This is a genomic window from Corallococcus sp. RDP092CA, from assembly GCF_041903675.1.
Taxonomy (GTDB): domain Bacteria; phylum Myxococcota; class Myxococcia; order Myxococcales; family Myxococcaceae; genus Corallococcus.
Map to the genome: position 1 here is coordinate 25,311 of NZ_JAYESI010000030.1, position 24,543 is coordinate 49,853.

The window sequence follows — 24,543 nt, forward strand, 5'->3', positions numbered from 1 at the left end:
GGCGGGGCAATGTACGGGATGGGGGGAGGGCCCCTCAATCCAAAAGCGAGTGGCCATCAGGCCTCCGACACCTGCCCGCCGGCGAGTCTCAGACGGCGGGGCATGGAGCGAGCAAGCGTCTCGTTGTGCGTGACGACGACGGCGGTGATGCCCAGGTCCCGGTTGACGTCCCGGAGCAGTTGGTGGATGCCCTCGCCTGTCGTGGGATCCAGGTTGCCCGTGGGTTCGTCCGCGAGCAGCACCGCGGGCTTGAGCACCAGCGCGCGCGCCAGGGCCACGCGCTGGGCCTCCCCGCCGGACAGCTCTCCCGGGCGGTGGTCCACGCGGCTGCCCAGGCCCACGCGCTCCAAGAGCTCACGGGCGTAGGCGTAGGCGGGGCCGCGGTCCCTGCGCTGGATGAGCGCGGGCATGGCCACGTTCTCCAGCGCGGTGAACTCCGGCAGGAGGTAGTGGCTCTGGAAGACGAACCCGATGGTGCGGTTGCGGAACTCGGCGATCTCCGCGTCGTTCATGGAGAAGACGGACCTGCCGTCGAAGAGGACTTCACCGGCGGCGGGGGCGTCCAGCGTGCCCAGCACGTGCAGGAAGGTGCTCTTGCCCGCGCCGGACGCGCCAATCATGGAGACGAGCTCGCCGGCGTTGATGTCCAGGGACACGCCGCGCAGCACGTCAATGCGCTTGCCGTGCAGGAAGTAGCTCTTGAAGACGTTGCGGATGGACAACAGCGCCATGGCTACTCCGCCTTCAGACCTTCCACCGGCTCCACGCTGCTCGCCTTGAGGGCCGGGTAGATGGACGCCAGGTAGGTGACGAGCACCGCGATGACCACCGCCAGCGCCGTCTGCACCGGTTCGATGCGCACCGGCAGCGCGGGGATGTAATAGACCTCCGGGTCCAGCTTGATGCCGACCTTCTCGATGAAGAGGCACCACGCCAGGCCGGAGAACAGGCCCAGGAAGCCGCCGGCCACGCCAATCTGGAGTCCCTCCGCGAGGAAGATCTTCACGATGCCGCCGTCCGGGACGCCCAGCGCCTTGAGGACGGAGATCTCCTTGCGCTTCTCCAGCACCAGCATGATGACCGTGGCGACGATGAGGCCCGCGGCGACGATGATGATGATGGACAGGATGATGCCCATCACCAGCTTCTCCAGGCGCAGCGCGGAGAAGAGGTTCTTGTTCATCTCCCCCCAGTCGCGCGCGCGGTAGGGGTAGCCGCCCAGCACGCGCACCACCTGGTTGGCGATGCGGCGCGCGTCGTCGATGTCCGCCACCTTCAGCTCGATGCCGGTGGCGCCCTTCACCGCGAAGAAGTCCTGCGCCTCCTTGAGCAGGATGTAGACGAACTTGGAGTCGTACTCGTACATCCCCGAGTAGAAGACGCCCGCCACCCGGAACGCGCGGCTCTTGGGGATGGGCCCGGACGGCCCCAGCTCCGTCCCCAGGGGCGAGACGACGTTCACCCGGTCCCCCACCACCACGCGCAGCGACGCCGCCAGCTCCCGGCCGATGATGATGCCCGGCAGCACCGTGGGCTTCGCGGGCTTGGAGGGCTTGCCGATGATGGGGTCCTCCTCCTCCGCGCCCTTCCGCTCCTCCGCGTCCTCCACCGCGCTGCTGGGGAGGATCCTGTCAGGGTGCTCCAGGTGCTCCAGGTCGCCGCCGGGCAGGATGTTCTGCGGCAGGTCCGTCACCGTGCCGACCGACTTCGGGTCGATGCCCTTGATGATGACGCCGTCGACGTTGCCCTCGGAGGCGATCATCACCTGGTTGATGATGAAGGGCGTCTGGCCCACCACGCCGGGCACGCGCTTCACCTGCTGCATCACCTTGTCGTAGTCCGGCAGGTCGCCCGCGTAGCGCGACACCACCGCGTGCGCGTTGGTGCCCAGGATCTTCTGCTGGAGGTCGGCCTCGAAGCCGCTCATCACGCTGAGCACGATGATGAGCGCCATCACGCCCACGCCCACGCCGCCCACCGACAGCGCGGTCATCATCATGGTGGGCGACTGCTCATGCAGCTTCATCCGGTGCTGCGCGGACGCGGCGGCGAGCGGATCCGCCAGCCCCAGGGCCCTGACGCGCGTGCGCTCCACGGCGGCCTCCGCCCCGCGGATGATGAAGTAGACGATGAGCGGCGGGATGATGCCGAACATCAGCACCGCGAGCGCGCCCAACAGCAGCGACGGGCGGAACACCGCCACGTGCCGGCGCGCGACGAACAGCTCGAAGCCCAGGCGCAGGTCCACCCGGCCGCTGCCCGCCGCGATGAACCCCGTGTTGATGCCCAGGACGAGCGCCAGCACCAGCGCGGCGAAGACGAGCCAGTACGCCAGCTCCGGCCGGCCGATGAGCCCCGCGACGTACGTCACCTCGCGCAGCCGGTAGCCCAGCGCCAGTTGCAGGGACGGCACGCGCTCCATCAGCGACAGGAGGATGGGCACCGGCAGGCCCAGGTAGAACACGCCGATGGTGGCCTCCGGGAAGGACAGCCGCTGCGCCCGGGACGCGCCCACGAAGCCGGACACGAACGCCACGCCCATGCTCACGATGAACGCGATGGCGAAGGCGATGGTGGGCGGCAGCGTCAGCCCCCCGCTCGCCTCGCGCGCCGCGCCGCCCAGGTCCGACGGCACGCCGCTGGAGAGGACGGTCTGGAGCAGCAGCAGCACCAGCTCCGCCAGGAGGATGCCGCCGCCGTAGGCGCCCAGGGTGCTCCAGTAGAAGTCCCGGTAGCGCGCCAGGCGCGGGTACAGGGGGGCGCCCGCGGCCGGGCTGGGCCCCTCCGCGGAGGCCGGCGCGCGGCGGATGCCGGCGGCGATGAGCCCCCAGCCGGCCAGCCAGACGAGCGTCCCGGCGACCAGCGCCTTGGGGCCGGCCACGGCCACCGCCTTCTGGGCGCCCAGGGCGAGCGCCCCGGCATCGAAGGACTGGACGAGCCCGCCCCACCCCACGAAGGAGAGGCCCAGGGCGCCGGCCACCTCGGCCCACGCCTCGGACTCGGAGATGGCCACCCCCAGGAGGATGGCTCCCACGAGGGCCACGAGGGCACCGGCCCACAGGAGGGGCCAGCGATAGTCGGTCTGCCGTTCGGCGGGGTGCACGAGGCCTCGTGGCTACTTCGCCAGCGGCTTGAGAAGGGGGAAGAGAATCACGTCACGGATGCTGGCGGCGTCCGTGAACAACATGGCGACGCGATCAATCCCGATGCCCTCACCGGCCGTGGGCGGCATGCCGTGTTCCAGGGCGCGGATGTAGTCCTCGTCGTAGTCCATGGTCTCCTGCTGGCCCCGCTGCTTCGCGTCCAGCTGGGCCTGGAAGCGGCCCTTCTGGTCCAGGGGGTCGTTCAGCTCGGAGAAGGCGTTGGCGATCTCCCGGCCCGCGACGAAGAGCTCGAACCGATCCGTGATTTCCGGGTTCTGGTCATTGCGGCGGGCGAGCGGGGAGACGGCGGTGGGATACTGGGTGATGAAGGTGGGATGGATGAGCGTGTGCTCGACGTGGGCCTCGAAGAGGGCGCCCACCAGCTCGCCGTGGTTCATGGCGTCCACGGCGCGGCGCTCCACCTCCGAGTGGACCGTCTTGAGCAGCTCCTGCCGCAGGCGGTCCACGTCCACCATGTCCTTGTCGGACAGGCCGGGGACGGCCTCGCGGATGGCCTCGGTCATGGGGATGCGCTTCCAGCCCTTGCCGAAGTCGATGACGTGCTCGCCGTACTTCACCTTGGAGTCGCCGGTGACGTGGCGGGCGGCCTCGGAGAGCATCTCCTCGGTGAGGTTCATCAGGTCCTCGTACGTGGCGTACGCCTGATAGAACTCCAGCATCGTGAATTCCGGGTTGTGCCGGGTGCTCACGCCCTCGTTGCGGAAGTTGCGGTTGATCTCGTAGACGCGCTCCATGCCGCCCACCACGAGCCGCTTCAGGTAGAGCTCGGGCGCGATGCGCATGTAGAGGTCGACGTCGTACGTGTTGTGGTGCGTGATGAAGGGCCGCGCCGCCGCGCCCGACACCAGCGGGTGCATCATCGGGGTCTCCACCTCGACGAAGTCGCGGCCGTCGAGGAAGCTCCGGATGAAGCTCACCAGCTTGCTGCGCTTCAGGAAGACCTGCTTCACGTCCGGGTTGGAGACGAGGTCCAGGTAGCGCTGGCGGTAGCGGATCTCCACGTCCGTGAGGCCGTGCCACTTCTCCGGCATGGGGCGCAGGGACTTGGTGAGGGGCACGAACTTCGTGGCGGACAGGGACAGCTCGCCCGTCTTGCTGCGGAAGACGGGGCCCTCCACCGCGACGAAGTCGCCCAGGTCCACCTGCTTGAAGACCTCATAGAGGTCCCCGAGCGCGTCCTTCTTCACGTGCGCCTGGATTTCCCCGGTGCGGTCGCGCAGCTTGATGAAGGCGGCCTTGCCAAACGAGCGCATGGCCACGATGCGGCCGGCGACGTCGTAGACGGGGGCGTCCTTCTCCAGGTCCTCCATGGAGTGGTTCGCGTGCGTCGCCAGGATGTCCGCGGCCCGGTGCCTGGGGGTGTAGCCGTTGCCGTAGGGGTTGAAGCCGGCCGCCCGCCACTTCTCGGCCTTGTCCAACCGCTGCTGGTAGATCTCCTGCTCCTTGGAGCCGAGATCCGCCGCTTCACCGCTCTTCTCACCTGGGGGGGTCTTGTTATCGCTGTCGGCCATGACGCGCTCTTGTGAAAGGCGCGGCACGCTAGCCAAGCGGCCCCCGGTACGCAACGCATCAGGGAGGGGGCATCAGGAAGACATCAAAAGAAATGCCCCCACCGCCGCGGCCAGGAGCAGCGGGATGAGGATCTCCACGGGGAAGCGGTGCTGGGCATGCGCCAGGTGCAGGCCGCGCAGGCCGAAGCGGCGCTGGCGGCGGACGCGGGCGGCCACGAGCGATGCGAGCGCGGGCGGGGCCCGCTCCCGCTCCACCGCGCGCACGCGCTCCACCCCGCGCGCATACCGGTCCCACCCCTGCCGGCACTCCTCGCAGCCGTCCAGGTGGCTGCGCACCGCCTGCTCCTGGGGGGGCGGCAGCTCCTGGTCGGCGAGCGCCAGGAACAGCGCCTTCGCCTCTCGGTGATCCAATCGCGGTTGCACGTCCGTTGACCTCCACCCGCCGCCGCTCATGGTTCGAAGCGCCCCAGCAGGTCCGCCAGCTTCTCGCGTGCCCGGTGGAGCCGGCTCTTCACGGTCCCCTCGGGCAGCTCGGTGATGTCGACGATCTCGTCGTAGCTCAGGCCCTCGATGTCTCGCAGCGCCACCAGCATGCGCGCATCGGGGTCCAGTTGGGAAATGGCCCGCTGCACCCGGGCCCGCTCACGCGCCGCGTCCAGGGCGGCGTCCGGCTGGGGCGGCGCGCCGCCGCCCTCCGCGATGGCGGCGGCGCTCACCTCGTCGAAGACGTCCGAGCGGCCCCGCCCCCGGCGCTGGAGGTACTTCAGCCGGTTGAGGCAGTGGTTCTTGGAGATGCGGAACAGCCACGTGGACAGGCGCGAGTCCTCGCGGAAGCGGCGGACGTGCTGGTGCACGCTGACGAAGACCTCCTGCACCAGGTCGTGGGCCTCCTCGCGGTCGCCCAGCATGCGGAAGCAGAAGTCGTAGAGCCGGTCCTGGTGCTGGTGGACCAGGGCCTCGAAGGCCTCCGGCTCCCCGCGACGCAGCCGGACGAGCAGCGCCTGCTCCTCGCGGCGCGGGTCTTCAGGGCGCGCGTCGGGACTGGCCCCGGTGGCCAGTGTCCGCTGTCCGACGTCGAGCACTCCGCCCGGTGACACCCGTGCCTCCCGTCTCAGGCCCACCCCATCCTACCGCACCACCCTGCCCCGCCCCCTGACACCGGCCCCGGGAAAAGGTTCCCGGACATGAAGAACCCTCCCGGTCCTCGACGGCCCGGGAGGGTTGGGAGGCGTCCGGCAGGGACCAAGGCGTCAGTCCATGGAGGCGTTGCGGTTGGGGTTCTTCACGCCCAGCAGCTGCGCGGTGACGAACTCGTCCAGGTCGCCGTCCAGCACCTTGTCCACGTTGCCCGTCTCCACGCCGGTGCGCAGGTCCTTGACCATGCGGTACGGCGCCAGCACGTAGCTGCGGATCTGCGAGCCGAAGGAGATGTCCTTCTTCGCCGCCTCCGCCGCGTCGCGCTCGGCCTCGCGCTTCTTCATCTCCAGCTCGTAGAGGCGGCCGCGCAGGATCTTGAAGGCCATGTCCTTGTTGGCCGACTGCGAGCGCTCCGTCTGGCAGGTGATGATGATGCCCGTGGGCAGGTGGCGCAGCTGCGCCGTGGACGACGTCTTGTTGACCTTCTGTCCGCCCGCGCCGCCGCCGCGGATGAACTTCAGCTCGATGTCCTTCTCCGGCAGGTCGATCTGGATGCTGTCGTCGACCTCCGGGTACACGTCCACGGAGGCGAAGGCCGTCTGCCGGCGCGCGTTGGCGTCGAAGGGGCTGATGCGCACCAGCCGGTGCACCCCCACCTCCGCCTTGAGGTAGCCGTAGGCGTTCTCCCCCTCGATGCGCAGGGAGACGTTCTTGAAGCCCGCCTCCTCGCCCGGCACCTCGTCGCTGAGCTCGACCTTCCAGCCCTTCGTCTCGCCGTAGCGCGTGTACATGCGCAGCAGCATGGCGGCCCAGTCCATGGAGTCCGTGCCGCCCGCGCCCGCGTTGATGTCCATGAAGCAGTTGCTGCGGTCCTGCGGCCCGGAGAGCATCCGCGCCAGCTCCAGCTTCGCGACCTCCGCCTCCAGCGACGCGAGCGAGCCCTCCGCCTCCTGGGCGCTCGCCGGGTCGTTCATCTCCGCCGCCAGCTCCAGCAGCGTCTGCGCGTCATCCAGCCCGCGCAGCGTCTTGTCGAAGGCGCCCACGCTGGCCTCCAGCGTGGACTTCTCCCTCAGGAGGCCCTGGGCCTTGGTGTTGTCGTTCCAGAAGTCGGGCTGCGTGGAGTCGCGCTCGATCAGCGCGATGCGGGACCGCTTGCGGTCGAGGTCAAAGATGCCCCCGGAGCGCGTTGAGGCGCTCCTTCAGGGCCTGGATCTTCTCCATCGAATCGTTGGCCATGGTGTTCGTCGTCTCCTTCGTTTCAAAACAGGTGGGAACGTCAGGGTGTTTCAGGAGGCCTTGAGCGAGGCCGCCGGCGCATCCTGACGCGGCGGCGTGCGCGCCGTTCCTGGCACGAGCGCCCGGAGCCGGTCCAGCCAGAAGGCGCCGGCCATGCCCAGGGAGATGGGCAGGATGAGCGCGATGGCGCGCCAGTTGTCCTGGTCGAACCAGGGCAGCGCCTTCAGCAGGAGCCCCAGCGCGCCGGTGGCCGCCAGCAGCCCCCACACCCACTTGAGCCGCGCCCGCGCCTTCGCGCTGTTCCAGGTGAGGCGCAGGCCATACGGCACGGCCAGCAGCGTCAGCGGGTTGGCGAGGAAGAGGTTCTCGTTGTGGTGCGTGACGACGTGGTTGGTGCCCGCCCACATCACCACGAGCGCGAGCCCCGGGATGCCCAGCACCAGGCCCAGCACCATGTTCTCCAGCCCCAGGAGGATGCGCGCCGCGCGGCTGCCCTTGCGCTCCCACGCGGCCAGGCCCAGCGCGGCGCCGCCCAGGAGCACGCCCAGCGCGAGGATGGCCGGACCGAAGTTCGGGGGCCGCGCGGGAGGCCGCGGGCGCGTGGGCGACGCGTAGTAGTCCCACTGCTTCTCCACCAGCGACACCGGCTGCCCGTCCGGCCCCGGCACCTTCAGCTCCGCCACCTGCTGCTCCAGCTCGTCCGGGAGGAAGGCCTCCTCCCTGCGGGTGATGGGCTTGTCGATGGAGTCATTCATCATGAAGTCGAGCAGGAAGCTCATGGGCGGGCTCACGGCGGTGTAGCGCCGCGTGTGCTCGCGCAGCGTCATGCGGGCCGGGGCCCTCTCCGCCTCCGCCAGCCGGCCGTCCACGGCCACGTCGATCATGTCGCGCAGCCGGGTGACGCAGTTGTCGCTGTAGTGCTCGTAGAGGTAGTCGCGGTTCTCCGGCAGCACGTTGTCCGCCAGCTTCTTCGCCACCACCACGCGCTGCTCGGGCGTGAGGTTGAGCTCCTGGACGCGCACGTCGCGGTCCAGCGACTTGTAGAGGCGGAAGGTGCCGCTGACGCTCGACTCGCCGACCCAGAACTCCAGGCGCCCCTTGGCGAAGTGGATCACCGTCTGGTCGTCGAACGAGTACATCCCGTAGTTGTAGAGCCGCTGGAGGTTCCGGGCGCGGTCCTCCACCACCAGCGAGCCGTGGCCCCACCAGGAGAAGACGTCGTCGCCCGGGCTGAAGGTCACCAGCCAGATGGACAGGTCCTCGCCCCGGCTCTCGCCCGTGCCCCACGGCGGCACGGGCGCGGCGCGCGCGGAGGACGCGGTCAGCAGGAGACCTAGCAGGCTTGCGACGATGAGAGACGACAGGCGGGGCATCGTTCCATCCAACACGAGGCACGGGAGGCCGCAAGCCCCCCGGCAATGGTTCAGATGAGCTTCGCGCGGCGGGCGCGCGAGTCGATGGTCAGCGAGTCCGCCACCATGCCCCGCTCGCCCAGCAGCTGCTCCTCCAGGGCGGCCATGCGCTTCGCGTCGCGAGGCCTCTCATGGTCGTGCCCCAACAGGTGCAGCAGGCCGTGCGCGAGGTAGCGGCCCATCTCCGACTCCAGGGTGCGGCCGTACTCCTTCGCCTGCCGCTTCGCCGTGTCCAGGGAGATGACCACGTCGCCCAGCGGGCGGGGGCCCGGGGTGCCCCTGGGCAGGTCCCCCGCGGGGAAGGACAGCACGTCGGTGGCCTTGTCCTTCTGGCGCCAGGTGCGGTTGAGCCGGCGGATGGCCCGGTCCCCCACGAGCGACAGGGACAGCTCGCAGCCGGTGAGGCCCAGGCGCTTGAGGTAGTCCCGGCCCCAGGAGGAGAGCAGGCGCCCGTAGTCCTCCCCCAGCCCGTGCGACACCTGCACGGTCACGTGGTTGTCCGCGGCCCTCGGGTTGGGCTCCGGCTTCTCGATGTGGGCCCGCTCCACGCGGAAGGCCGGCGCGCAGATGGACCAGTAGTCACACGCGCCCTGCGAGTCGTTGCGGTACACCACGCGCCTGCCGCGCGGCACCAGGCCCACCTCGCCCGCGCAAATCCGCTCGCGCTTGCCGTCCACCACGAGGGTGAGCTCGCCCGTGAGCACGAGCACCACCTCGTCGAACTCCGGCGTCTGCGCGGGCTCGCTCCAGCCCGGGGGGGCCCGCATGCGCGCCACGGACGCGGACTCCGTCTGCGTGCTGGCCACGCCGACGAACTCCTCGATGCGCTTGCCGTCGTCGCGCGGAATCACCTTGCCCTTGCGCAGCTTCACGCCCTCCACCTTGCGGCTCATGACATGCCCGCCGTTCGCGCCTTCGAGTCCTTCGCGTCAGCCTTGGCGGGCGCGGGCGCCATCATCAGCGGCGCGCCCCCGGCCTTGCCCCCGCCCATCGCGCCCGCCGGGTAGACGGGACGCGTGTGATAGATGCCCTCCAGCGTGTGCAGGAAGGACTGGGCGATGAGGTTCAGGTCCTTGAGCGTCAGGTCGCACTCGTCGAGCTGGCCCTCGGAGAAGATGATGTTGATGATCTTCTGCACCTGCGCCTGGAGCTTCGCGCTGGTGGGGTCCGGCATGGAGCGCGTGGAGGCCTCCACCGCGTCGGCGATCATCACCAGCGCCGCCTCGCGGAACTGCGGCTTGGGGCCCGGGTAGCGGTAGATGCTCTCGTCGATGGGGGGCGCGCCTTCCTTGCCCTCCTGCTCCTTCAGGGCCTTGTGGAAGAAGAAGCCCACCGTGCGCGTGCCGTGGTGCTGCGGGATGGCGTCCGCCACCAGCTTGGGCAGGCGGTACTGGCGGGCCATCTCCAGCCCTTCCGTCACGTGGCGCTTGATGATGACCGCGCTCATCGCGGGCGCGAGGCCGTCATGCCGGTTCTCCCCCTTCTGGTTCTCCCCGAAGTAGAGCGGGTTCCGGCCCTTCCCGATGTCGTGGTAGTACGCGCACGAGCGCGCGAGCAGCGGGTTGGCGCCAATCGTCTCCGCCGCGTTCTCCACCAGCGTGCCGATGATGATGGAGTGGTGGTACGTGCCGGGCGCCTGGACGATGAGCTCCTTGAGCGCCGGGTGGTTCAGGTTCGCCAGCTCCAGCAGCTTGATGTCCGACGCGTAGCCGAACGTGGCCTCGATGAGCGGCGTGAGCGCCATCACCATCACCGGGACGGCCAGCGCGGTGCCGAAGAACGCGCACACCGCGGTGATGATCGTGTCCGAGGACAGGCCCTTGCCCTCCACGAGGAACAGGAACAGCACCGCGATGAGGTTGGCGACGCCGGTGACGAGGCCCGCGCGGAAGATGCCCACGCGGTCCTTCGCCTTGACGATGCGGTCCGCCGCCACCAGCGAGCCCAGCAGCGTGTAGACGCCGAACGCCAGCGAGTTGCCCAGCATCACGCCCGCCAGGCACGCGAACACCATGGCGAAGAACAGCGCCAGCTCCTGCGCCAGGATGAAGCGCACCAGCATGGCGCCCGCCGCCACCGGGAAGGCGTAGTAGAACGCCTCGATCGGCAGCGCCGTGTAGCGGTCCTGCACCGCGTCCGCGATGGACACCCAGACCTGGAGCAGGCCCAGCAGGCCCACGAGCAAGAGGCCCAGGAGCACGCCGTCCTTGCGCGTGGGGCGGAAGCGGCGGAAGGCGGCGTGGCAGAAGCCGTAGAAGGCCACCACCAGCAGGGCCACCAGGCCCGTGCCGCCCACCTGGAGCTGGAGCAGGTCCAGGCGGTCCGTCTGCGCGCGCATCCCGCGCAGCATGACGAGGTGCGTTTCGTTGACGAGCTCGCCGTCGCCGATGACGCGCTGGCCCTTCTTGATGGCGATGACGGCGTCCTTCACCGCGTCGGCCGCGAGCCGGCGGCGCAGGTCCGTCTCCGCGATGTTGATGGTCAGGCTGGGGCGCACCAGCCGCTTGGCGATGCGCAGCACCGCGCGGCGCTGCGCCGCGGGGGCATCCGGCAGCACGTTGCCGGGCACGGAGGCGAAGCGGTCCATCTCCTGGTGCGCCTCCCGCAGGTCCACCACCTGGGCGGCGCCCGCGGGCAGCGTCTCTTCGTTCTTGTGCTGGACGTCGCGCACGGTGAGGCCCTGGGGGGCCTCCCGCACCAGCTCCTCGCGCGAGCCGGCCACGTACACCGGGCCGCCGTCCGCGCGGTAGGCGCGGTCGAGCAGCACCAGCGTGGCGGCCTCCGCGTCGTCGGAGAAGCCGTTGGTCGCGAGCGCCTGGAAGTCCTCGGTCTCCAGCCCCGCGTCGCGCTGGCCGAAGAGCTGCTCCTGGAAGTGGGCCTGCATCTCCTCGCGGTCGCGGCGCTGGCGCTCCAGGGCCTCCGGCGTGAGCGGCGCCGGGCGGCGGCGCCGGGCCTGGGCCTCCTCGGGCGGGGCCTCCTCGGCGCGGGCCTCCTTGTCCTCATCCAGGTGCTCGCGCGCGCTGGCGAAGGCGGCGCGCACGGACGCGCGCAGGTTGCCCACCACGGCCGGGTTGAGGTCGTACACCGGGCGCACGGCGCTCCGGGCCTCGCGGCGGCGCTGCTCCGTCATCGCCTGGTGGACGATGTCGTAGTCGCGCGCGGCCTTGAAGCCGGCCGGCGAGTTGGCCCGGAAGGGCTTGCCCAGGTTTTCCGCGGTGAGCGCCGGGATCTGCTGGCTGTAGAGGCCCGGCGAGATGACGAAGCCCGCGCCCACCGAGACGACGAGCAGCAGCAGGGCCTGCACGACGCGCCGGCCCCACTCCCCACGCCGCCCGAGCCCCAGGCGGACCGCGAGCGCGTCCAGCGGACTGGGCCCGGGGGTTGGTGATTCAGGATCGGCCATGGGGGAACTCCTCACCCTGCGAAGACGTCAGGCTCCCTACAAGGAAGCAGCGACGGGGAAAATTCGTGAGGGTGGGACAGCCGCCGCCCGGACGCCAGTTCGCTCTGCGAAAAATGCGGGTAAGCCAACAGGCAGCGATGTAAGCCCCTCGGCGACGCCCCCCCCCGTCCCTGCGCGAGGCTGGGAGCGGGGGTGGGCGGGCAGCGTCAGGGCCTCAGGACTCGGTGGCGCCGGCCGCGGGGGAGGCCGCGCCTTCGGGGGCCGCGGCGGCCTCACGGGCGGCCTGGGCCTCCTTCTGGGCGACCTCGGAGCGCTCGTAGGCGCGGATGACCTCCTGCACCAGCGGGTGGCGCACGACGTCCACGTCGGAGAACTCCGAGAAGTGGATGCCGTCGATGTTCCGCAGGACGGAGCGCGCGTGGTTCAGGCCGGACAGCTTGCCCGTGGGCAGGTCCACCTGGGTGACGTCGCCCGTGATGACCGCCTTGCTGTTGTAGCCCAGGCGGGTGAGGAACATCTTCATCTGCTCCACGGTGGTGTTCTGCGCCTCGTCGAGGATGACGAAGGCGTCGTTGAGGGTGCGGCCGCGCATGAACGCGAGCGGCGCCACCTCCACCACGCCCTGCTCCACCAGGTGCTGGGCGCGCTCCACGGCCATCATGTCGTGCAGCGCGTCGTAGAGCGGGCGCAGGTACGGGTTCACCTTCTCCGCGAGGTCGCCGGGCAGGAAGCCGAGCTTCTCACCGGCCTCCACGGCGGGGCGCGCGAGGATGATGCGCTTGACCTTGCGCTCCTGGAGGAAGGCGACCGCCATGGCCATGGCGAGGTACGTCTTGCCGGTGCCGGCGGGGCCCACGCCGAAGACGATGTCGTGGGAGCGGATGGCGTCCACGTAGCGCTTCTGCGCGATGCTCTTGGGGGCGATCTGCCGGTTGCCGGAGCTCTTGAGGACGGTGCCGAGCATGACCTCCTGCAGGGACTCCGTGCCTCGGCCCAGGACCTTGATGGCCTGCTCCACGTCCTCGCGGTAGACGGGGCGTCCGGCGCGGATCATCCCCTCCAGGTTCTCCACGAGGCGCACGGCGAAGGCGACGGCGTCCGCCGGGCCCGACAGGAGCAGCTCCGTACCGCGCTGCCCCACCCGGACCCCCAGGCGCCGCTCCATCAGCTTGAGGTTTTCGTTCTGGTTTCCGCACAGGGCCTGGGTCGTCTCGTTGTCACGGACGTCCACCTTGGCGGAGGTGGGGGTGGATTCAGCGCGGGCTGCGGGCACTTCCAGCGTGGCGGGGTTTCGCAATGCGCGTCGTTCCTCGTTCAGTGGTCGCTCGCCCTCAAATTAACGCCGCCCCTCCCCCCACGCCCGCCATCCCTTCGGGCAGGGCGTGCCCGCCGGCTAGCGCACGGGTGGTAGGAGGATGAACTGCCGGGCGTCCGTGCGGCGGTAATAGTACTCCTCCCGCCACGGGTAGCGCAGCTCTTCAGGACTCAACAATCCGGCGTCCACCAGGGCATCCAGCCGCTCCGGGAGGGTCCCCTTCTCCAGCTGGAACACCTCCAGCGCGGCCGCGATGCGGACGCGCTGCGCGTGGGCAATCTGACGCTGGGCGGCGGGATCCCCCAGCCGGGAGGCGCCTGTCTCCTGCCTCCCGACCCAGCGGGACGCGATCAAGGCCAGCCCCGCGAGGACCGCCATGGTCACGGCGACGCGGCCCACGAGGCCCGCCGCCCGGGCGACGAGGCGGGTGTCCTCCGGCACGGGCGCGCGGCCCTCCGGGTCGATGGCGCGCACGTAGTCGCCCTGGACCAGGTTGTAGAGCGCCTTGCAGGTCTCGAACTCGCCCAGGCAGCAGAGGTCCACCAGGCGGCGCAGGTCGCGCCCCACGGCGATCTCCTCGTAGACGTGGCGCTCCGTCGGACCGATGGCGCCCAGGCCCGCGCCCTCGTCGTCGGGGCCGCGGGGCGGCGGGAGCGCCTTGACGCGCTCGAAGGTCATGTCGTCGCGGTGGATGCGCTTCCGGATGACGGGCCACTCGTCCACCATCCGGAAGCCCTCCATCAGCACCGTCTCCGCGCGCAGCGGGGCGATGGCGTCGGGGCCGGGCTCCACGGGCTCCTGGATGAATTCGTAGGTGCCCGCCTTCCAGGTGAAGAGGCGGTAGAGCGTCTCCGTCACCTGGAGCTGGGCCATGTGCTGGAAGCGCTCCGCGGTGAGGGCGTGGCTCTGCACCAGCACGTCGCCCAGCCGCTTGAGGGTGCGCTTCTGGACCTCCAGCGCCGCCTCCAGCTGCGTCTCCGTGATGATCTCGGCGCGCACCAGCATGGCGCCGATGAGCTCCTTGCGCTTCCGGGTGAGGCTCTCGGCCTTGATGATGTGGCCGTCCTGGAAGCCGACGCGCACCTCCTGGTCCTTGTCGCGCAGGTGGAGCGTGCCCGTCTTCTGCTGCTGCCCGATGAGCTGCAGGATGTCGCCGATGCCGAAGTCCTTGAGGGTTCCCTGGAGGGACATGGCTCAGACCTCCCCCCGCTGGTGGCGGCGCAGGCCGCGCAGGGTCAGCAGGTAGACGAAGAAGAGGACCGTGCCCGCGGGCACGAGCTTGAGGTACAGCGGCGCGTCCCCGTACGGGGTGCGGACGAGGCCCCGGTGGAGCACCAGCGCGGCCACGGCGAAGCTGAACAGGAAGGCGTAGAGGGCGCCCCGCACCGGCAGACCCGCGCCCACGTGCCCCGCGCCGGACACCAGGCCGCCCAGCGCGTAGGTCACCCGCTTCGTCCACGCCTGGTGGCGGTCCACCTCGTCCTGCTTGCGCGAGCGGAACTCCTTGGGCACCTGGCTCTTGCGCGCGAAGACGTGGACGCACTGGCCGCACATCGCGCTGCCCACGGACAGGTCCTTGTCGCAGCGGTGGCAGACCGCCTGGCCGCACCGCTCGCAGCCGCGCGACGCCTTCAAGCGCCAGGACGCCTCGCCGAAGACGGCGGCGAGGGCCGCGAGCGCGGCGGTCAGCCCCCAGCCCACCGGGCCCGCCGGCAGGGCGGGCGACAGCCACCGGCCGACCTGGGCCTCCACGCGAGCGCCCTCCTGGGTGCCGTCCGCCAGGTCCATCCAGTCGCGCTCCGGCACCGTCGGGGAGAGCAGCAGGAGGTTGAGCAGGGGGCGGTCCTCCGGCGGCGGCTCCCGGCGGAGGAGCTCCTTGTCCAGGGCCTGCGCCTGGGCGATGGCGGAGGTCGAGCGGTCCAGCTCCTTGCCCACCTGCTCATCCGGCAGGAGCCGCGCCCGGCGCCGGTACACCTGCCCCAGGTTGTAGTGCGGCGCCGCCATGGACGGATCCGCCCTGGACGCCTGCGTGTAGAGGAGCACCGCGCCGTCCTCATCCCCCAGGCCGAGGAGCGCGTTGCCGAAGCGCGTGAGCATCCGCGCGTCGCCCTCCTTCAGGGCGGAGGCGGCCTTGAAGTCCGCCCGCGCCTCCTCCAGGAGGCCCCGGCGCGCTTCGTAGTAGGCGAGCGCCCCCAGCTCCTGGAACCGGGCGGTGCGTGCCGCCGCCCGGGCGCGCACGCGGGCCGCCGCGCCCTCCGCGGACAGGCCGCCGCGCTCCAGGAGGTAGACGTCCTCCGCGGGCGTGCCGGCGAAGACGGTGAAGCGCGCCAGCGTCCCCGCGGCGAGCGGCATCACGCCCAGGCCCATGAGGAGCACCGCGGCCACCCAGCGCTCGGCGCGGCCCACGTACAGCGCGACCGAGGCGAAGAGCACGAGCAGCACCGGCACCAGGCCCGCGCCCAGCACCGCGGGCAGCGCGAGGAGCACGAGGCCCAGCAGCGCCGACTGCCAGCGCCGCACCGACCGCGGGAAGAAGTGGTGAAAGTCATGCAGCGCGTAGCGGATCCGCCGCAGGAAGAGCACCGCGACCACCGCCACCGCCGTGGCCGCCCACGCCGCGAGCGCCAGCGCGCCCAGGTCCGTGAGCGCGGGCCTGCGGTAGCGCGCGTCCCCGGCCAGCGTCGCGAGCGCGTTCTTCCACTCGCCGAGCGCGCGCGGGACGTTCAGCGGATCCTCCACCACGTAGGTCTCCGCCCGGGCGAAGCGCGCCGCGGGCAGCCCTGGCGACAGGGCCACGGCCACATCCAGGAGCGCGAGCGCGCCCGTCAGGTCCCCGGCGCGGCGGCGGACCGCGGCCTCGCGCACGAAGCCCATGCTCAGGGGCTCCAGGTCGGAGGCGAGCACCTCCGCGCGCAGCGTGAGCAGCTCCTTCTGGGCGGCCTCCGCCGCGGCGCGGTCATTGCGGGAGCGGGCCGCCCTCCACCTCTCCCAGACGCCCAGCAGCTCCGCGTCCGTCACCTTCGGCACCACCACCGGGGTGACGGCGGGACGGGGCGGGACGACGACGGGCGGCGCTTCGGGTTCGACGGGGGTGGCGGGCCGGACGGGCGGCGGGGCGATGACGCGGCGCCGGGTGTCGGGGCGGGGCTCGGGCTCCGGTTCGTCGGCGTCCTCGGCGTCACCGGCGGTGTCCGTCTCCGGATCATCCTCCGTGGCCTGGAAGGTGCTGGGGTCTGGCTCCGGCTCGATGACCTTCTCCTCGATGCGCAGGAGCGGCTCCTGCATCAACGCAGGGGCGCGCGCGGGGACAAGCAGCACGAGGCTGCAACACAGGCCGAGGATCGAGCGGAGCATCCGGGCGTCCGATGATAGGCGACAGGCCCGGCGATCCGAAATCATGTGGTGCCCGGCGCCCGTGCTACAGGAGCGCGCGGCGGGGGATTTGCTCGGGAGTGAATGAATGTCGGCGCCTGGAACAGAGCTGGAACGACTGGTGGAGATCATGCGGCGCCTTCGGGCCGAGGGCGGCTGCCCGTGGGACCGCGAGCAGGACCTGCGCTCGCTGCGCCCCTACCTGACCGAGGAGGCGTTCGAGGTCCTGGACGAGATGGACCGCGTGGCCGACGGCGGCCCGTGGCGCCCGCTGTGTGAAGAACTGGGGGATCTGCTCTTCCAGATTGTCTTCCACGCGCAGCTGGCCGCGGAGCTGGGCGAGTTCACGATGGCGGACGTGTGCGCGGCGATCAGCGACAAGATCACCAGCCGGCACCCGCACGTGTTCGGGGATCAGCAGGTGAAGGGCGCCGAGCAGGTGCTGGCGAACTGGGCGCAGCTGAAGGCGGAGGAGCGCAAGAAGAAGACGGGCCGCGCGGGCTCCGTGCTGGACGGAGTGCCCACCGCGGCCCCGTCCCTGCTGCGCGCCGAGCGCCTCACGGAGAAGGCCAGCCGCATCGGCTTCGACTGGCCGGACCTGGCCGGGGTGCGCGGCAAGCTGGACGAGGAGCTGCGCGAGCTGGACGAGGCCATCGCCTCCGGCGGCCGGGACGCCATCGAGCACGAGCTGGGGGACGTCCTGTTCTCGCTCGCGAACCTCGCGCGCTTCGTGAAGACGCCCGCAGAGGACGCGCTGCGCATGGCCACGCGCCGCTTCATCACGCGCTTCCAGTACATCGAGACGAAGCTGAACGAGGAGCAGGTCCCCTTCGGTGGCGCCACCCTGGAGCACATGGAGCGCCACTGGCAGGCCGCGAAGGCGGTGGAGAAGGCGCTGCCGCCGCCCAGCCACCCGCCGCGCGCGTCCATGGCCACCCTGCGCCTGGCCGTGCCGGACGTGACGGCCCAGCGGGCCTTCTGGGACGGCGTGGCCTCCTGGCTGGGCTGGACCCCCACCCAGTCGCCGGAAGGCACGGCGGCATACACGGGCGCGGGCCTGGGGCTCGTCTTCACGCCGGGCACCCCGGCCCCGGCGGCCCCGGCGCTGACCCTCACCCTGGAGGCCCCCTCCCCCGCGGCCGTCGCCCGGCTCCTGGAGCTGTTCCGGGCCCACCACCCGGGGCGCCTGGTGCCGTGCGCCACCGCCGGGGCGGGCTTCCAGTTCGTGGATCCGGCCGGGCTGCGGTGGGAATACGCCGCCCCGCCGGCTTGATTCTTCCCGCACGCGGCATCAGAGGGGCCCCGGGAGGCATTCCGGAGGCCTCCCGGGAGTTCCGGAGCAGGAAATCCTGATCGCGATCGCACGCGTGCCTTGACGCCACCGGGGGTCCGCAGTAAGGACGGCCCCTCTTTTTCCTTGCCTTGCCTTCCGCTGGAGCATTGCCTTGGCGAACACCAAGTCCGCAGAGAAGCGTTACCGTCAGTCCCAGAAGCGCCGCGCCCGGAACGTGAACGTCCGGACCACCGTGAAGGACGCCGTCAAGTCCGCCCGCGAGGCCATTGCCTCCAAGGACGGTGCGAAGATGACAGACGCGCTGAAGGCGGCTTCCAAGACCCTCAACAAGGCGGCCAGCAAGGGCGTCCTGCACAAGCGCACCGCCGCGCGCCGCATCTCCCGGCTGGCCAAGGCCGCCGCGAAGAAGGCCTAGTCGTCCCGCTGCACCACCATGAGCGAGGACCGGATGCTCCGGTCCTCACCAGGTGCTGGCCAATCGATCGTACCCGTCGCGCATGAGCGTCTCCGCAAGGCGCGCCAGCGCGGCCTGCCGGTTGGCCTCGGCTTCCAGGACGTTGCCGCGCCCCTGGAGGTAGTCCTCGGTCCCCGAAACCACCGTCTCCCCGAGCAGCTGCCCGTTCTTCACGAGGCGCAGCCGCACGGTGGTGGAGACGCGGTAGTTGTTGCCGATGATGGTCGGGGACGCCCAGACGTTGAGCACCGCCCCCTCAATCGTGGACGTGCAGCCCGGAGCGTCGGCCAGCCGGCCCGCTTCGATGAGCTGCTGCCGCAGGTAGCGGGTGAAGAGGTTCTCCAGCGCGGGCTCGGCCGTCTCGTTGGCGAAGATGGGCGCGCACACCTGGCCCGCCCCCTCCGGCAGCGCCGAGCCCCACGGGGTGAAGCGGTAGCCGCACCCGGCGCCCAGCACCGCCGCTGCCCACACCCCCCGGCGGAACGCCTTCACCGCACCTGTCCGCACCGCGCTCCTGGAGGGCCGCATGGGCGCGCACCCTACCCGGCCGCGATCCTCCGTCAAGCGCCGGAGCCGGACAGCGGCACGCCGCGCACGCGTCCCGCGTCCGCCAGCGTGGCGCGGGCCGCGGTGAGCCTTGCCTCTCGGGCGGAGCCCTTCAGCGCCATCCCCAGGGGCCACTGCATCCGTGTGCCGTCCTCCAGCTCCACCGTGAGGCCATGGTGGCGGTAGAGCGCCACGAGCCCCAGGCCGATGACGCCCGCCGCCAGGGCCATGAGCCGCACCGCCTGCGTCGGCGCCCAGAGGAGCCCCAGCGCGGTGAAGGCGAGCAGCCCCAGCGCTTCAAAGTAGAGCCGCGTGCGCCACTCCAGCCGCCGCACCCTCGTCCACGGCACGTCGAGCGCCGGGCCCCCGCCCGGGCGCCCCTGGAACGACAGCTGCGCGTCGTTCACCGCCAGGGCGCGCCGGTTGCCCAGGTCCAGCGACAGCGGGGGGACGCCCGGTGACGACACGGGCGACTCCGGAGCCCGGGACGGAAGGGGCGCCTCCGGCAGCACCGCGTTGCAGAAGGCACAGCGGCGGCGGGCCGCCGACTGGGGGCGCCCGCAGGCGGAGCACATGACGAGCACTTCCGCGGGCACCACCCCTCCCCTCTCCGGCCGTCAGCCGACGACGAAGTTCACCAGCCGCTTGGGCACGAAGACGAACTTGCGCAGCGTCTTGCCCTCGAGCGCGGCCTTCACCTTGTCGTCCGCCTCCGCCGCCGCGCGCACCGCCGCCTCGTCCGCGTCCGCCGCCACGCGCACCTCCGCGCGCAGCTTGCCGTTCACCTGCACGGCGTACGGAATCACGTCGTCCACCACGAGCGACGGGTCGAACTCCGGCCAGGCGTCCGTGACGGTGGACGCCTTCGCGCCGTAGGCCTCCGCCAGCTCGTCCGCGATGTGCGGCGCGATGGGGGTGAGGATGCGCGCGAGCAGGCGCACCGCCTCGCCCATGGCCGCCTTCTCCGCGGGCGTCTCCGGCGTGCCCACCGCGTAGAGCGCGTTCACGCACTCCATGACGCCGGCGACGGCGGTGTTGAAGGACAGGCGCTCGATGGCCTCCGTCACGCGCTTGACGCACTTGTGCGCCGCCCGGCGCGTCTCCAGCGCCTTGCCCTCGTAGGGGCCCGAGTACGTGGCCTCCGCCGAGGAGGCGTGGTGCGTGGCGGCCAGCGTCCACACGCGCTTGAGGAAGCGGAACACGCCCTCCACCTGCTCGTGGGACCAGTCGAAGTCGCGCTCCGGCGGGCCCGCGAAGAGCACGTAGGTGCGTGCGGTGTCCGCGCCGTACTTCTGCACGATGGTGTTGGGCGCCACGCCGTTGCCGTAGCGCTTGCCCATCTTCCGGCCGTCCGCGCCGTTGACGATGCCCTGCGTGATCAGCCGCGTGACGGGCTCATCCACCGGCGACAGGCCGAGGAGCTTCATCACCCGGGTCCAGAAGCGGAAGTAGAGCAGGTGCATCACGCCGTGCTCGGGGCCGCCCACGTAGATGTCCACCGGAAGCCAGCGCTTGCCCTCCTTCGGGTCGAAGGGCGCCGCGTCGTACCTTGGCGACAGGTAGCGCGCGAAGTACCAGCAGGAGTCGACGAAGGTGTCCATCGTCTCCGTCTCCCGGCGCGCGGGGCCACCGCACGTCGGGCAGGTCGCATTGACGAACTCCGGCACCTTCGCGAGCGGCGGCTCCCCCTTGCCGGTGAGCACCGCCTGCGTGTCGATGTCTGGCAGCCGCACCGGGAGCTGCTCCACCGGGACGGGGGTGCCCTTGCGCTCCGGGTCGCACTTCTCGCAGTAGACGATGGGGATGGGCGTGCCCCAGTAGCGCTGGCGGCTGAAGCCCCAGTCCTTCTGGCGGTACGTCACCGTGGCCTTGCCCTGCCCCTGCGCCTCCAGCTTCGCGGCGAGCTTCACGCGCGCTTCGGCGGACGACAACCCGCTGAAGTCCCCGGAGTCCACGAGCACGCCGTCGTCCGTGTACGCCGCGTCGAGCGTCTCTCCCGCCCCCAGCTTGTCGCCGGACACGGGCTGGATGACCACGCGCACGGGCAGCGAGTACTTGCGCGCGAAGGCGAAGTCGCGCGCGTCGTGCGCCGGCACGCTCATCACCGCGCCCGTGCCGTAGTCGCTCACCACGAAGTTGGCGATCCAGATGGGCACCGGCTGACCCGTCACCGGATTGAGCGCATGGCCACCGGTGAAGACGCCCTCCTTCTCCGCGTCCTCGCCCAGCCGCTCCGCCTTGTTCTGCGCGGCCATCTTCTTCGCGAACGCGGCCACGTCCGCGCGGCGGTCCGCCGTCGTCACCTGGGCCACGAGCTTGTGGTCCGGCGCGAGCACCACGTAGGTGCAGCCGAAGAGCGTGTCCACGCGGGTGGTGAAGACGCGCAGGGCGGCGTCATGCCCCTGCACGCGGAAGTCCACCTCCGCGCCGTCCGAGCGGCCAATCCAGTTGCGCTGGGCCGAGGTGATGCGGTCCGGCCACTCCTTGAGGGTGTCGAGCGCGTCGAGCAGGTCCTGCGAGTACTTCGTGATGCGGAACGCCCACTCGGGCATCTCCTTGTCCTGCACCTCGGAGTCGCAGCGCTCGCAGCGGCCGTCCTTCACCTGCTCGTTGGCGATGACGGTGAGGCAGCCGGTACACCAGTTCACCTTGCTGAAGCGGCGATAGACGAGCCCGCGCTCGAGCATCTGGAGGAAGAACCACTGGTTCCAGCGGTAGTACTCCGGCTGGCTGGTGTTGACCTCGCGCGTCCAGTCGTAGCTGTAGCCGAGCGTCTTGATCTCCGCCTTGAACGACTCGATGTTCTCGCGCGTGCGGATGGCCGGGTGGACGCCGTCCTTGATGGCCGCGTTCTCCGCCGGCAGGCCGAAGGCGTCCCAGCCCATGGGGTGCAGCACGTCGAAGCCGCGCATCTGGTAGTAGCGCGCGTAGACGTCCCCGATGAGGTAGTTGCGCACGTGCCCCATGTGCATCTGGCCGCTGGGGTACGGCAGCATCTCCAGGACGTACTTCTTCGGGGCATCCGGGCGCCTGCCTGCCCGGAAGAGGCCCTCCTGCTCCCAGCGGGTCTGCCACTTTCCTTCAATCGACTGCGGCTCGTAACGCTCGTTCATCGCCATGGCTTCTGGGTCTCTTAGCGGGAGGTAGGACACGCGGGCAACTAGTCTTGGCGCGTCGAAGGCCTGGACGGCCGGCGGCCCCGAGCCCCTGACCGGGAAAGCCGGGTGGGCGGGGGCCCGGGCCCGGGTGGGGCCTCGCTCGGCGCTTGCCCTCGGGCCCGGGCGCGACTAACTCGCCTTCCCGGTCTGGAGCAGAGGGAGAGCACCATGCAGGTCGTGAGTGTGAAGCAGGCCCTGTCGGGGGCCGTCGAAGCGGGCTCGAAGGTGGAGGTGCGCGGCTGGGTGCGGACGCGCCGCGACTCCAAGGCGGGCATCAGCTTCGTCAACGTGAGCGACGGGTCGGTCTTCGACCCCATCCAGGTCGTCGCGCCCAATTCGCTGCCCAACTACGAGAAGGAGGTGCTGCACCTCACCGCGGGCGCCTCCGTCATCTGCCGGGGCACGCTGGTGCGGTCCCAGGGCAAGGGGCAGGCCTTCGAGGTGCAGGCGGACGAGGTGCAGGTGCTGGGGCTGGTGGACGACCCGGACACCTACCCCATCCAGCCGAAGCAGCACTCGCTGGAGTTCCTGCGCGAGGTGGCGCACCTGCGCGTGCGCACCAACACCTTCGGGGCCATCACCCGCGTGCGCAACGCGGCGGCGCAGGCGGTGCACCGCTTCTTCCACCGCGAGGGCTTCTGCTGGGTGAACACGCCCATCATCACCGCGAGCGACGCGGAGGGCGCGGGGCAGATGTTCCGCGTGTCCACGCTGGACGCGAACAACCCGCCGCGCGGTCCGGACGGGAAGATCGACTGGGGCAAGGACTTCTTCGGCAAGGAGGCCTACCTCACCGTGTCCGGGCAGCTGAACGTGGAGGCGTACTGCCTGGCCATGTCCAAGGTCTACACGTTCGGCCCCACGTTCCGCGCGGAGAACAGCAACACCACGCGGCACCTGGCCGAGTTCTGGATGATCGAGCCGGAGATCGCCTTCGCGGACCTCAACGAGGACGCGGCGCTGGCGGAGCGCTTCCTCAAGTACGTGTTCAAGGCCGTGCTGGACGAGTGCGCGCCGGACATGAAGTTCTTCGAGGAGCGCCAGCAGAAGGGCGTGACGGAGCGGATGGAGAAGTTCATCGGCTCCAGCTTCGAGCGCATCGACTACACGGAGGCCGTCTCCATCCTCCAGAAGGCGAAGAAGAAGTTCGAGTACACGCCGGAGTGGGGCAAGGACCTCCAGACGGAGCACGAGCGCTACCTCACCGAGGAGCACGTGGGCCGGCCCGTGGTGGTGATGAACTACCCGGAGGCCATCAAGGCCTTCTACATGCGCATCAACGACGACGGGAAGACCGTGGCCGCGATGGACGTGCTCGCCCCGGGCATCGGAGAGATCATCGGCGGCAGCCAGCGCGAGGAGCGCCTGGACGTGCTGGACGCGCGCATGAAGAAGTTCGGCCTCGATCCCGCTCACTACCAGTGGTACCGCGACCTGCGCCGCTACGGCACGGTGCCGCACGCGGGCTTCGGCCTGGGGTTCGAGCGGCTCATCGTCTACATGTGCGGCCTGCAGAACATCCGCGACGCCATCCCCTACCCGCGCGTCCCGGGCTCCGCCACGTTCTAGGCCGCGCCGCGCCGCGCTTGAAGGCAACGAGGGCCGCCCATGGCACGTCCCCGGGAGGCCCTTCGTCCTTCAGGCCTTCTTCGCGATGCCGGCGCGCTCCTGGGCGAGCGCGCCGAGCGCGGACCAGTCCTCATCGCCGCGCCCCTGGGCGACGCCGGTGAGGAAGTGGTCGCGCAGGAGGCTGGCCAGCGGGAGGGGCACCTCGGCGGCGCGCCCCGCTTCGAGCGCCAGCGTCACGTCCTTGAGGCCCAGGCGCAGCGCGAAGCCCGCGGGCGTGTACTGCCCCTTCGCGATGGCGCCCGCGTAGTTCTCGAAGATGGGCGCGCGGGCGAAGACGGACTTGAAGACGTCCAGGAACGCGGCGCGCTCCACGCCGCACTTCTCCGCGAGCGCGAAGGCCTCCGACAGCGCCTCCATCATCGACGCGATGAGGAAGTTGCCGGACAGCTTCACCGTGTTCGCGGCGGACGCCCGCTCCCCCAGCTCCGTGAGGCCGCGCCCCAGGGCCGTGAGCACCGGACGCACCCGCTCCACCTGCGCCTTCGGCCCCGCTGCGACGACCCAGAGCTGCCTGCCCGCGGCGGCCTCCGGCCGGCCGAAGACGGGGGCGGCGACGTAGCCCTGCCGCGCGTCCGCGTGCGCCCGGGTCAGGCGCTCCGACAGCGCGACGGAGATGGTGCTGGAGGAGACGTGGATGGCGTCCTTCGGCAGGGCGCTGACGACGCCGTCCTTCCCCAGCACGGCGGCCTCCGCGGCGTGGTCGTCCGCGAGCATGGACACGACGACCTCCGCGTCGCGGGCGGCCTCGGCGGGCGTCTTCGCCACGCGCGCGCCGTGCTGCTTCAGCGGCTCCGCCTTGGAGGCGGTGCGATTCCAGACGACGAGCTCGTGGCCCGCGTCGGCGAGGTGCTTCGCCATCGGCGTGCCCATGTTCCCCAACCCGATGAAACCGACCTTCATGGAGAGGCTCCC

At 70.9% G+C, this 24,543-nt stretch carries 19 protein-coding genes; 3 read left to right on the top strand and 16 right to left on the bottom strand.

The genetic code is table 11. The features are described from left to right. Nucleotides 1-56 precede the first annotated feature (56 nt). The 12 genes from U8525_RS26695 to U8525_RS26750 form a co-directional block, all read right to left on the bottom strand. Complete coding sequence (locus U8525_RS26695) at nt 57-731, bottom strand: ABC transporter ATP-binding protein (protein WP_374269328.1); 675 nt, start codon at nt 729-731, stop codon at nt 57-59. A gap of 2 nt (nt 732-733) precedes the next feature. Next, a complete protein-coding gene (locus U8525_RS26700) occupies nt 734-3,103 on the bottom strand; it encodes an FtsX-like permease family protein (RefSeq protein ID WP_374269330.1) in 2,370 nt (789 codons plus the stop codon). Between the two features lie 12 nt (nt 3,104-3,115). Beyond that, nucleotides 3,116-4,675 carry a lysine--tRNA ligase gene (gene lysS / locus U8525_RS26705; RefSeq protein WP_374269332.1) on the bottom strand — a complete coding sequence of 520 codons (1,560 nt, stop codon included), beginning with the start codon at nt 4,673-4,675 and terminating at the stop codon, nt 3,116-3,118. A 72-nt stretch (nt 4,676-4,747) separates the two neighbouring features. Next, nucleotides 4,748-5,128, bottom strand: a complete 381-nt coding sequence (locus tag U8525_RS26710; protein ID WP_374269334.1) for an anti-sigma factor — start codon at nt 5,126-5,128, stop codon at nt 4,748-4,750. After that, nucleotides 5,125-5,772, bottom strand: a complete 648-nt coding sequence (locus U8525_RS26715; RefSeq protein WP_374269336.1) for an RNA polymerase sigma factor — start codon at nt 5,770-5,772, stop codon at nt 5,125-5,127. Before U8525_RS26715 ends, U8525_RS26710 begins: the two co-directional genes overlap by 4 nt. 153 nt (nt 5,773-5,925) lie before the next feature. Beyond that, nucleotides 5,926-7,048 (bottom strand): peptide chain release factor 2 gene (gene prfB, locus U8525_RS26720; RefSeq protein ID WP_374269337.1). Its coding sequence is split into 2 segments (ribosomal slippage): nt 5,926-6,978 and nt 6,980-7,048, totalling 1,122 coding nucleotides; the frame shifts between segments, so codons are not numbered across the junction. 50 nt (nt 7,049-7,098) lie between these two features. Further along, the gene (locus U8525_RS26725) at nt 7,099-8,421 is read right to left on the bottom strand and encodes a DUF4105 domain-containing protein (RefSeq protein ID WP_374269339.1); all 1,323 of its coding nucleotides are present in this window, start codon (nt 8,419-8,421) and stop codon (nt 7,099-7,101) included. A gap of 50 nt (nt 8,422-8,471) precedes the next feature. After that, the gene (gene ybeY / locus U8525_RS26730) at nt 8,472-9,353 is read right to left on the bottom strand and encodes an rRNA maturation RNase YbeY (protein WP_374269340.1); all 882 of its coding nucleotides are present in this window, start codon (nt 9,351-9,353) and stop codon (nt 8,472-8,474) included. Continuing rightward, nucleotides 9,350-11,863: an HD family phosphohydrolase gene (locus U8525_RS26735; protein WP_374269341.1), complete on the bottom strand. Its 2,514-nt coding sequence runs from the start codon at nt 11,861-11,863 to the stop codon at nt 9,350-9,352. Before U8525_RS26735 ends, ybeY begins: the two co-directional genes overlap by 4 nt. Before the next feature lie 214 nt (nt 11,864-12,077). Further along, nucleotides 12,078-13,160: a PhoH family protein gene (locus U8525_RS26740; RefSeq protein ID WP_374269343.1), complete on the bottom strand. Its 1,083-nt coding sequence runs from the start codon at nt 13,158-13,160 to the stop codon at nt 12,078-12,080. Between the two features lie 96 nt (nt 13,161-13,256). Next, nucleotides 13,257-14,369 (bottom strand): DUF4388 domain-containing protein, encoded by a 1,113-nt coding sequence (locus tag U8525_RS26745; RefSeq protein WP_374269345.1) that lies wholly within the window; start codon nt 14,367-14,369, stop codon nt 13,257-13,259. Between the two features lie 3 nt (nt 14,370-14,372). Continuing rightward, nucleotides 14,373-16,532 carry a hypothetical protein gene (locus U8525_RS26750; protein WP_374269347.1) on the bottom strand — a complete coding sequence of 720 codons (2,160 nt, stop codon included), beginning with the start codon at nt 16,530-16,532 and terminating at the stop codon, nt 14,373-14,375. 106 nt (nt 16,533-16,638) lie between these two features. Between U8525_RS26750 and mazG the strand changes: the two genes are divergently transcribed. Together mazG and rpsT are read left to right on the top strand one after the other, a co-directional pair. Beyond that, nucleotides 16,639-17,823, top strand: coding sequence for a nucleoside triphosphate pyrophosphohydrolase (gene mazG, locus U8525_RS26755; protein ID WP_374269349.1), 1,185 nt, complete (start codon nt 16,639-16,641; stop codon nt 17,821-17,823). A 172-nt stretch (nt 17,824-17,995) separates the two neighbouring features. Continuing rightward, on the top strand, nt 17,996-18,259 hold the full coding sequence (gene rpsT / locus U8525_RS26760) for a 30S ribosomal protein S20 (RefSeq protein WP_374269351.1): 264 nt from the start codon (nt 17,996-17,998) through the stop codon (nt 18,257-18,259). Nucleotides 18,260-18,304: 45 nt separating this feature from the next. On the opposite strand, the gene lptE is transcribed toward rpsT, so the two are convergent. From lptE to leuS, 3 genes are read right to left on the bottom strand one after another with little or no spacing between them, the layout of a single operon-like run. Next, on the bottom strand, nt 18,305-18,826 hold the full coding sequence (lptE, locus tag U8525_RS26765) for an LPS assembly lipoprotein LptE (protein ID WP_374269353.1): 522 nt from the start codon (nt 18,824-18,826) through the stop codon (nt 18,305-18,307). 32 nt (nt 18,827-18,858) lie between these two features. Next, entirely contained in the window at nt 18,859-19,443 is a 585-nt protein-coding gene (locus tag U8525_RS26770; RefSeq protein WP_374269355.1) for a hypothetical protein, read from the bottom strand. 18 nt (nt 19,444-19,461) lie between these two features. Beyond that, on the bottom strand, nt 19,462-21,963 hold the full coding sequence (gene leuS, locus U8525_RS26775) for a leucine--tRNA ligase (RefSeq protein WP_374269356.1): 2,502 nt from the start codon (nt 21,961-21,963) through the stop codon (nt 19,462-19,464). Between the two features lie 207 nt (nt 21,964-22,170). Here leuS and asnS point away from each other — a divergent pair, with 207 nt between their 5' ends. Beyond that, nucleotides 22,171-23,571, top strand: a complete 1,401-nt coding sequence (gene asnS / locus U8525_RS26780; protein WP_374269357.1) for an asparagine--tRNA ligase — start codon at nt 22,171-22,173, stop codon at nt 23,569-23,571. Between the two features lie 69 nt (nt 23,572-23,640). Here the strand turns inward: asnS and U8525_RS26785 are convergent, their stop codons facing one another. Then, the gene (locus U8525_RS26785) at nt 23,641-24,531 is read right to left on the bottom strand and encodes an NAD(P)-dependent oxidoreductase (RefSeq protein ID WP_374269359.1); all 891 of its coding nucleotides are present in this window, start codon (nt 24,529-24,531) and stop codon (nt 23,641-23,643) included. Nucleotides 24,532-24,543 lie beyond the last annotated feature (12 nt).